This is a genomic window from Rhodopila sp. (genome assembly GCF_035548235.1).
GTDB lineage: Bacteria > Pseudomonadota > Alphaproteobacteria > Acetobacterales > Acetobacteraceae > Rhodopila.
Genome location: NZ_DASZTJ010000074.1, coordinates 1 through 9,225 on the forward strand (window position 1 = coordinate 1; position 9,225 = coordinate 9,225).

At 66.7% G+C, this 9,225-nt stretch carries 10 protein-coding genes and 1 pseudogene; 7 read left to right on the forward strand and 4 right to left on the reverse strand.

Annotated features, from left to right (window positions below):
* Positions 1-180: 180 nt before the first annotated feature.
* From VHB27_RS05985 to VHB27_RS06010, 6 genes are all read left to right on the forward strand, one after another.
* Entirely contained in the window at positions 181-2,904 is a 2,724-nt protein-coding gene (locus VHB27_RS05985; RefSeq protein WP_325598211.1) for a hypothetical protein, read from the forward strand.
* A 101-nt stretch (positions 2,905-3,005) separates the two neighbouring features.
* Complete coding sequence (locus VHB27_RS05990; RefSeq protein WP_325598213.1) at positions 3,006-3,206, forward strand: type II toxin-antitoxin system VapB family antitoxin; 201 nt, start codon at positions 3,006-3,008, stop codon at positions 3,204-3,206.
* Positions 3,203-3,586, forward strand: a complete 384-nt coding sequence (locus tag VHB27_RS05995) for a type II toxin-antitoxin system VapC family toxin (protein ID WP_325598215.1) — start codon at positions 3,203-3,205, stop codon at positions 3,584-3,586. Before VHB27_RS05990 ends, VHB27_RS05995 begins: the two co-directional genes overlap by 4 nt.
* A gap of 67 nt (positions 3,587-3,653) precedes the next feature.
* Positions 3,654-4,730 carry an amidohydrolase family protein gene (locus VHB27_RS06000; RefSeq protein ID WP_325598217.1) on the forward strand — a complete coding sequence of 359 codons (1,077 nt, stop codon included), beginning with the start codon at positions 3,654-3,656 and terminating at the stop codon, positions 4,728-4,730.
* On the forward strand, positions 4,727-5,851 hold the full coding sequence (locus tag VHB27_RS06005) for an amidohydrolase family protein (protein WP_325598219.1): 1,125 nt from the start codon (positions 4,727-4,729) through the stop codon (positions 5,849-5,851). Before VHB27_RS06000 ends, VHB27_RS06005 begins: the two co-directional genes overlap by 4 nt.
* A 1-nt stretch (position 5,852) precedes the next feature.
* Entirely contained in the window at positions 5,853-6,299 is a 447-nt protein-coding gene (locus tag VHB27_RS06010) for a Rieske (2Fe-2S) protein (protein ID WP_325598221.1), read from the forward strand.
* Between the two features lie 39 nt (positions 6,300-6,338).
* Here the strand turns inward: VHB27_RS06010 and VHB27_RS06015 are convergent, their stop codons facing one another.
* The 4 genes from VHB27_RS06015 to VHB27_RS06030 form a co-directional block, all read right to left on the reverse strand.
* Positions 6,339-6,536: a hypothetical protein gene (locus VHB27_RS06015; RefSeq protein WP_325598223.1), complete on the reverse strand. Its 198-nt coding sequence runs from the start codon at positions 6,534-6,536 to the stop codon at positions 6,339-6,341.
* A gap of 106 nt (positions 6,537-6,642) precedes the next feature.
* The gene (locus VHB27_RS06020) at positions 6,643-7,056 is read right to left on the reverse strand and encodes a DUF2501 domain-containing protein (protein WP_325598225.1); all 414 of its coding nucleotides are present in this window, start codon (positions 7,054-7,056) and stop codon (positions 6,643-6,645) included.
* Positions 7,057-7,084: 28 nt separating this feature from the next.
* Positions 7,085-8,401 (reverse strand): ArgE/DapE family deacylase, encoded by a 1,317-nt coding sequence (locus VHB27_RS06025; RefSeq protein WP_325598227.1) that lies wholly within the window; start codon positions 8,399-8,401, stop codon positions 7,085-7,087.
* Positions 8,402-8,450: 49 nt separating this feature from the next.
* Entirely contained in the window at positions 8,451-8,915 is a 465-nt protein-coding gene (locus VHB27_RS06030) for a GFA family protein (protein WP_325598229.1), read from the reverse strand.
* 79 nt (positions 8,916-8,994) lie between these two features.
* On the opposite strand from VHB27_RS06030, the pseudogene VHB27_RS06035 reads away from it, so the two are divergent.
* Positions 8,995-9,225, forward strand: a pseudogene (locus tag VHB27_RS06035) (hypothetical protein); the annotation flags it as partial.

Below are 9,225 nucleotides of genomic sequence, written 5' to 3' on the forward strand. Positions count from 1 at the left end.
CGTCATGGCTCGGCTTGACCGGGCCATCTCCCCCACGAGGCACGGGATGGCCCGGTCGGTCCGGGCCATGACGGGATGGAAGGGTCAAAGTCGACACAGGAGTCTGTTGCGACAAAGCAACGCACGAACCGACGCCGATCACGCGCGTGATGCAATAGAACGATGAATGGGAGTCCCGCAGTGCTGACCGATGCGCATCTGGATTGGATTCATCGCTTCACCGGACTCAACCCGCGGGATGATCCGGGCAATGCCCCGACCCTGTCGGCCGTGCCGGACGCCGGGAGCGATCAGCAAGCGCAAGCCTTCAAGGCCCAGTTCGCGCCCCTGCTGGCCGCGATCGACGGCGATCTCGGCTACACCGCCGACCATGCCGAGGCCGAAGCGCACAAGACGCATGTGACGCAACGCGAAACGATCGTGCGGTCTTACGGCGAAACCCTGCGCTCGATCGATCCTGCCGACGAAACCAAGGCCAAGCCCGCCATCGCCAAGACGATCGCCGGCGCGCAGGCAGCTCGTGCGGATATCGGAAAGTTCCGGGCAGGGGCGGAAAAGGCATTCAACGATTGGCAGTCGCGGGAGGCGAACTGCGAGGACGTCGCGGCGAAGATCGGCGAGATGGAGGATTGGGGACACCCGAAAGCGCCGTCGCTGAAGGCGCCGATCACCGCGGTGGCCGCCGACGTCGAGGCGCGGCGTTTCGCGCCGGCCTGCACCGACTTCGACAAGCTGCTGCCGCAGTTCAATCCCGTCTATGACGACTACACGCGCCAGAAGGCGGCGCAGGCGCAGTACGAACCGGCGCGCGCCGCGCTGGATCCGCGGCTGGCGGCCACCCAGGCCAGCACGTTCCACACGCTCGAACGGCAGGCGGCCGCGTTCCCGCCCGCGCAGTCGGAGATGGACGCGGCGGCCACCGCCAAGGACTTCGTCAAGGCGCTGCTGTGCGAGCAGGACCTGGACATCAAGGTCACCGACTACGAGACGGCGCTTGCGAAGCTGCAGGAACAGAAGAAGGCGTTCGACGACACACTCGCCGGCATCCAGGACAAGGTGGACGCCAGTGCCGAACGGCCGCCGCCGTTCAGCAAGATGGAGCCGCTGCAGGACGATCTGGAAGCGGTCCGCAAGCAGATGCAGGCCGATGCCGATGCGGAAGATTTCGAGGCCGCGCTGCGTGACGCGCAGGACCTGGGCGGGAAGGCGGACCTGGTGAAACAGTTGCGCGAGGAACTGGAGGCGAAGAAGAAGGCCTTCGAGGATGCGGACCAGGCAATCGAACCGCGCATCGTGAAGATGGGCCAGGCGCAGCACCCGTCGCTCGTTCCGGCGCAGACGGACATCGCGAACCAGAAACAGGAACTCGACACGGCGGCGGGTCAGCAGGACTACGACGCGGCGATGAAGATCGTCGACGCGCTGACGGTCTCGCTCAATCAGTTCGACCAGGCTCTCGCGGACCTGGAGGCCAAGAAGCAGGCCTATGAGGAAAAGGCCAAGCCGATCGAGGACCTTGTCGGCTCGATCGCGCAATCCAAGCATCCCAAGCTGAAGGACGAGGAGCAGGACCTCGCCGATCAATGCCAGCGGATGACCGACGCGGCGGCGCAGGAGGATTACACGGCGGCCGGGGCGGCGGCCGACGCGCTGCAGCAAAGCTGCAACGAGTACAAGCAGAAGGTGGACGAGATCGCGCGGCTGAAAGACGAGTTCGACCAGTCCTGGCCGGGCGACCTGAAGACGCGCGTCGACAACATGATGCAGACCCGCACCGACGACCTCGCGGCCCTGCAGCAGCCGATCCTGGCGCTGGTCGACGAGATCCAGAAGACACCGGAGACGGAGGAATATGAGCAAGGGCTGAGCAACATCGATGCGCTCAAGAAGGCGCTGGACGAATACGACAACGCCGACGAGACGCACATCTTCACCATCACGTTCAACGGCAAGACGTATAGCGGCACGCAGAAGCAACTGATCGCGGCGAAGCTGGAAGTCACCAATGCGCTGGTCAACCAGCACATGCCGAACCTGAAGAACCTGGCCGACCTGCACCAGGGCCATTATGACGCCCTGCGCCAGGTCAACAACGCCTCCAACCCGGTCGTCTTCGTGATGGGCGCGATCGTGCGTGCCGTGGGCGGCGCCGACCTCGACGCCGTCGGGCCATTGATCGACGCGCAGTTCAAGGCGATCTCGGCCGTCGAACAGGCGATCAACGGCAACCCCGCCGCCGCCGGCGATGCGTATCGCGACGCGGTGATCGCGCTGAACACCGCCGGCCAGGCGATCGACCACTACCTCTCGAAATTGGAGGGCGGCGCGGAGGCGACCAGCTTCGTCGCCGAGGCGATCGCGGTCCTGGCCTTCGCCCTGCTGGCCGCCATGGCCGCGCCGGCCATCGGCGCGGCCACCGGCGCGGGCGCGGTGACCGCCAACGTCGCCGGCGGCGCCGCGGCGGCGGCGTTCGAGACGGCGGTTCGCGAGGGCTTGGGTCCCCTGTCGGTGGGCTACAAGGTCGATGGGAAGGATTTTGCCGTGAAAGTCGCCGTGTCCACCGGTCTCGGAGCGCTCGCCGGGCTGGTCGGCGAGGCCAGCATGCGCAAGGCCGTGCAGGAAACGGTGCTGAAAGAGGCCGTGAAGGGCCTGGACCAGGCCGCGGCGGAGAAGATGCTCGACGAGGCCTTCAAGAAGGAGGTCATCGCGGCGATCGACAGCGGAATCGTCGCGGTGGCCGGCACGATCGCGACCAACACGCCGGGCTTCTTCGATACGAAGAACCCGATGACGTTCGAGAAGCTGGCCTGGCTGATCGCCATCAACTTCGTCGAGGGTGCCCTGGCGCCGAGCATCGCACGCGGCCGGAAGCTGCATTGGGGCCAGAACTCGCCGACGCTGTGATGGGCGGGCCGTGCGGAAAGGGACGCCCCTTGGCCCGACGGGACGCATTGAGAGCTGCATCAGGTGATGCTATCTTTGATGCATAGCGAGCGGGTTCCCTCATGCGCACCACCCTCACCCTCGACGACGAACTTCTGTCCAAAGCTCAGGAATTCACCGGCTTGACCGAGACCTCCGCGATTGTGAGAGAAGCTTTGACGGCGCTGGTGCAGCGTGAAGCTGCCCGTCGATTGGCTCGACTGGGCGGCATTGCCCCGAATCTGACTGTCCCTCCCCGCCGTCGGCGGAAAAAGCCCGCTTGATCCTGGTCGATACGTCCGTCTGGGTCGATCATCTGCGCAGGCGCGACCTCGTGCTGGCAAACCTTCTCGATATTGGCGCCGTTCTGACGCATCCCTTCGTCGTGGGCGAGGTTGCCCTCGGATCGCTGCCCCGGCGGGACTTCGTGCTGCGGAGCTTCGACCAGTTGCCCAAGGTCGAGGTCGCATCCCAAGACGAAGTACGTCGTTTCATCGAGGACCATGCCCTGTTTGGCCGAGGCATCGGCCACGTGGACGTGCATCTGATCGCGTCAACGCTGCTGACTCCCGGGACCGAACTTTGGACTCGCGACAAGCGTCTCCGCGGGATCGCAGTCCAGTTCGAGCTTGCGTTCGCACCCCCGGCGTCCCGGCGAAACTGAGTGGTTGTTTACAACCCCGTCCGATCAGCCGTAGCCTTACCGATCAGTAGAGAGACCGGAAAGCTCCATGGCACGTCCGATCCAGGGCTTGATCGATACCGACGTCCACGTCTCCATCCCTGATGCGCGCGTCCTGTTGCCGCACCTGGAGCCCTACTGGCGTGAGCATGTCCAGCGCCGAGGCCTGGAGCGTGAGAACTTCGACACGACCGCCTACCCCACCGGCGCGCCCATCAACGCCCGTCCCGACTGGAAGCCGGACAAGGGACCGCCCGCCGCCAGCCTGGAACGGCTGCAGGCGGACCTGTTGGACCGCTACGGCCACCGCGCCGCCATCCTGAACGTCATCCACGGCGCGCAGGCGATGTTCAGCGAGGACCTGTCGCTGGCCTTCTGCCGCGCGATCAACAACTACATCGCGGCGGAGTGGCTGGCCAAGGACAAGCGGCTGCGGGCGTCGATCGTCGTGCCGCCGCACAGCGCCGAACTGGCGGCCGAGGAAGTCGAACGCCTGGCCGGCGACGACCGGTACGTGCAGGTCCTGACCCTGGCCATGAGCGAATTGCCGCTGGGCCGCCGCCAGCACTGGCCGCTGTATCGCGTGGCGGAGAAACACGGCCTGCCGATCGGCATCCATGCCGGCAGCAGCTTCCGCCACCCGCCCAGCGCCGGCGGCTGGGGATCCCTGTATCTCGAAGACTACGTCTCCTATTCGCAAGGTTTCGCCGCCGCCCTGAACTCCATGATCACCGAGGGCGTCTTCGTCAAATTCCCCGCCCTGAAGGTGGTGCTGATCGAATCCGGCGTCACCTGGCTGCCGGCCTCGCTCTGGCGGCTGGACAAGACATGGCGCGGCGTGCGCGCGGAAACGCCCTGGCTGGAGGAACAGCCGGCGCACACCGTCCGCCGCAACGTGCGCCTGACGCTGCAGCCGTTCGACGCCCCGCCCACCGCGGCGCAGGTGCAGAAGGTCCTGGAGCAACTGAACAGCGAGGAGATGCTGATGTTCTCCTCGGACTATCCGCATTGGCATTACGACGGCGACGACGCCATCCCCGACGGCATGCCGGACGACCTGATCCGCAAGATCTGCATCGACAACCCGCTGAACACCTATCCGCGACTGAAGGAGACGACTTCATGAACATGACCGTCCTGGATCGCGCGCCCGACCGGTCCCGCGAAAGCGTGGACAAGTCCGTGCTGGGCTTCATCGACTGCGACGTGCATCCCTATACGAAAGGACCGGCCGACTTCGATCCGTTTCTGCCGAAACGATGGCTGGAGCACAAGCAGACGATCGGCGGCCGCCCGCGCGCGGGCCTGGCCAAGACGTCGATGTACCCGCGGATGTCGCCCGGCGCCGGCATGCGGATGGATAGCTGGCCCAAGAGCGGCGGCCATCCCGGCTCCGACCTCGCGCTGATGCAGGAACAGTTGCTGGACCTGTTCGACGTCGCCTACGGCCTGCTCGCCCCGCTGGTCGGCGGTTCGGCGGCGGAACGGAACGTCGAGTTCGGCGCGGCGATGGCGACCGCGGTGAACGAATGGCAGTTGGCGCAGTGGTGCGATCCCGATCCCAGGCTGCTGGGCGCGGTGCAGGTCAACATCGAATGGACCGAAGCCGCCGTCGCCGAGATCGAGAAGCGCGCCGGCGACCGCCGCTGGGCCCAGGTCAACATCCCGCCCCGCGGCCTCGAACCGCTCGGTCGGCGCCGCTATCGCCCGATCCTGGAAGCCAGCGCCGCCGCCGACTTCCCGGTCTCGCTCCATCTGGGCGGCACCAGCGGCCATGCCTCGACCGGTGGCGGCTGGCCGTCCTTCTATCACGATGAGCATCCGTCCTATGTGCAGTCGATGCAGACGCTGGTGACCAGCCTGGTCTGCGAGGGCACGTTCGAAGCGATCCCGAACCTGAAGATCGTGCTGGTCGAAGGCGGCTTCGCCTGGCTGCCGGCACTGGCCTGGCGGCTGGACAAGCACTGGAAGCGGCTGAAGGCGGAATGCCCGTCGCTGAAGCGCCTGCCGTCGGAATACATCCACGATCATTTCTGGGTCAGCACCCAGCCGATCGAGGAGCCGGAGCGGCCGGCCGACATGCTGTCGATCCTGGAATGGATCGGTCCCGACCGCGTGATGTTCTCCACCGACTATCCGCACTGGGACCAGGACGATCCGCGCTATGCCTTCAAGGTCAAGCTGCCGGACGACTGGAAGCAGATGATCTACCGGGATAACGCCAAGGCGCTGTACCGGCTGGACTGACATGGCTGCGCAGCCTGATGTCGCGGCTCCGTCCGCGCAACGCCATGTCGTGGCCCGAGCGGCGGAGATCCCGGCGGGCGGGCGGAAGATCGTCACGGTCAGGGGGCGGGAGATCGGCATCTTCAACGTGGGCGGCAGGTTCCACGGGCTGATCAACCGCTGCCCCCACCAGGGCGCGCGCCTGTGCGAAGGCGAGATCGTCAGCCGCCTGGTCGCGCCGGAGCCTGGCGACTACCGCCTGACGCGCCCCGGCGAGATGATCCGGTGCCCCTGGCATTGCTGGGAGTTCGACATCCGCACGGGGCAATCCCTCTGCGATCCCAACAGCGTCCAGGCCAGGGCCTATGACGTTGCCGTGCAGCCGGGGAAATCGCTCGTCGAAGGGCCGTTCGTCGCGGAATCCGTCGATGTCAGCGTCGAGGACGATTACATTGTGGTGACGATGTAGGCTGGACCCGCCACGGTCGGAACCGTGGCGGGGTTCCCATCAGTTCCAGTAATGCCAGCGGTTGTGGTAATAGCGGCGATGACGCCAGTGGCGGTGATTCCAATAATAAGCCTTCACGACCAGCGGACTGGTCGGGGCGCTGACAGCCGCGGCAGCGGTCGCAGCTTGGGCGGGATGGATGCTGGACAGGCCCAGCAGCGCGCCCAGCACGGCGGATGACAGCAATAGTCTACGCATGAAAACGGCTCCTTCCGGGGTGTTGGCGCTAAGCCGCCACCAGCATACGCGGTACCTGGCGATTCACGTCGACCGCCTTGCGATCAGATCAGCGTGAGTCACGCGGTCATCCCAGCAACGACTTCCCGTGCTCCAGGACCTGGCTGCACAGTTTCTGCGTCAACTGCCGCTTGAAGGAATCCGTCCCGCCCAGGCTGAACGTCTGCCCGCCGCCGGTCTGCAGCATGCCGTGGCTGCCCTGGTCGTAGCTGCTGTCCCCGCTCTGCCCCGGCACGTGGTTCAGCAGCGACTGGCGGACGGGATCGGCCGCGCCCGCGCCCAGGTAGTTGTTCTGCACGCAATATTGCAGCACGCCCGCGGTGTTGCCGACCCCAGCCTGGCCCACCGACGGCAGGCTTGTGGTTTGCCCCTGCCCCATGCCGGTGGCGCTCTTCAGCTTGTCCAGCAGTTGCGCATGCCCGGACGAGGCCGTGCCCAGCGCGATCAGGGCCGCGGCGGCGAGCGTGACGGAACGGTGCATGGCATTCTCCTTCATTGGTCGTCCATGCTTAGCGCTTGGGCGACCGGTCGGGTTCCACGCCGCACCATCCCGCAACGGTCAGGGCGATGACCTTGGTCACCTCCCGGATCGATTCCAGGCCGACGCTTTCGTCGATTCCGTGGATGGCATCTGACTCGGGACCGTAACAAGTCGCCTGGGTGCCCTGGTACAGCGTATAGAAGCGCGCATCGGTCAGGCCGAGGGAGTTGGTGTGGCGCAACTCGCCGCCGGTCACGTCCGCGTGCGTCCGCGACAGCGCCCGGCTGATCGGCTGGTCCGCCGGGAACTGCGCCGCGTCGGCCATGAATCCGGCGAAGCCCAGGTCGAGTTTCGCACCGGCCAGGCGGGGATCCGTGCGGGCCTCGTCCACCAGGGCCTCGATCTCGCCTTTCACCGCCGACGCCGGATGGCCCAGCATCACGCCGACGCGGAAACCGATCTTCGCGCGCGTGGCGACGGAGCTGTTCCATTCCCCGCCCTCGATCGTGCCGAGATTGACGTTGATCGGATGGTTCTCCGCCGCGAACGCCGGGTGGCGGTTTTCCGCCCTGTTCATGCGGGATTCGTATTGCTTGAAACGGTCCGCGATGACATAGGCCGCTTCGATGGCGTTCACGCCGGCCTGCATCTCCCGCACGTGGGCGGGCTTGCCGGTGATGGTGATCCAGGCCCAGACGACCCCGACCTCGGCGGTGTACAGTGCCGGAAAACCGGGGCCGGGTTCTGGGATCAGGCAGGCATCGGGCTTCGGCAGCGCGTGCATGACCGCCAGCGCGCCGTTGCCTGTGCATTCCTCCTCGATCACCGCGGCAAGCTGGATGTCGGCGGTCGGGCGCAGCCCCGCCTGCGCCAGCGCGCGCAAGGCGGTGACGTATGCAACGATACCGGCCTTCATGTCGGCGGCGCCGCGGCCGAACATGCGGCCGCCGCGGATCGCCGGTTCATAAGGCGGGGTGGTCCACAGGTCGGCGGCACCCTCGGGCACCACGTCGACATGGCCCTGCAGCAGCAGCGACCGCCCCTTGCTCTGCGCGCAGCGATATTCCGCGACGACGTTGTCGCGGCCCTGGTAGGGGATCAGCGGCGGCGAGAAGCCGGGCTTGTCCTGCAGGAACGCCACATCCACCGGCACCCGGCGCGGAGTCAGGCCGAGGCTGGCATAGACCCCGACCATCTCCTCCAGCGCCCCCTGCTCCTGCCCCAAGGTGGATTTGTGGCGGACCAGCCGGTCCAGCAGCGCCACCGCATCGGGCTGCAGCGCCTCCACGGCGTCGAGGATGGCGCGGCGGGCGCCGGGGTCGAGAGGGAGCAGGTCGGCGGACATGGCGTGACTCCGGAAGCAGGCACCGCGCCATCCTATACGCGCCCCTGGATCAAGCCCCAACCGCACGCCGGCGGGCCAGGCTGCCGGCCGGCCAGAGTCGCGTCATGTCGTAATAGACCGGCACGGCCCGTGCCCCGGGCGGCACGCTCACCCACGGCAGCTTCGAGCGGGTGAAGATATGCACGTCCGGCGTCACCGCGTCGCGCTCCTCCAGCGTGCCGACGCGTACGAAGCGCAGGCCGGGGCGGCGGCCGTAATCGCTCCACAGCGCGGTCTGGCAGGTGGGGCAGCGATAGATGTCGTGCGGGCGGCCGCTCTCGGTGGGCATCGCCGTGGCGACGGGCGTGCCGGCGTCGAGTGCGATCCGGTCGGTCTCGATCAGGGCATTCAGCACGAAGGCCGAACCGGTTTGCCGCTGGCAGTCGCGGCAATGGCAGCAATGGACGAACATCGGGTCGGACGTCAGGCGGAAGCGGATTGCGCCGCAGGCACAGGCGCCGTGATAGACGGTCAATGGGAACCTCCTTCAAGCGTGCACGGACCTTAACGTTCGGCCCGGTGCGAAACTTGGGGAAAACGGCTATCCTCGCCGCATGCTTGACGAACCGGCGGTTCCTTCGGTGCGGTTGGTCGCGGCGGGCCAGGGCTGGCGCGTGGCAGAGGTGGTCTGTCGCGCCGGCCCCAGGGACCGCCCGTTCGAAGAACGGCACGACTGGGTCACCATCGCCGCCGTCATGACCGGGACTTTCACCTATCGTTCGGGCACCTATCGTTCGGGCACCTATCGTTCGGGCACCTATCGTTCGGGCACCTATCGTTCGGGC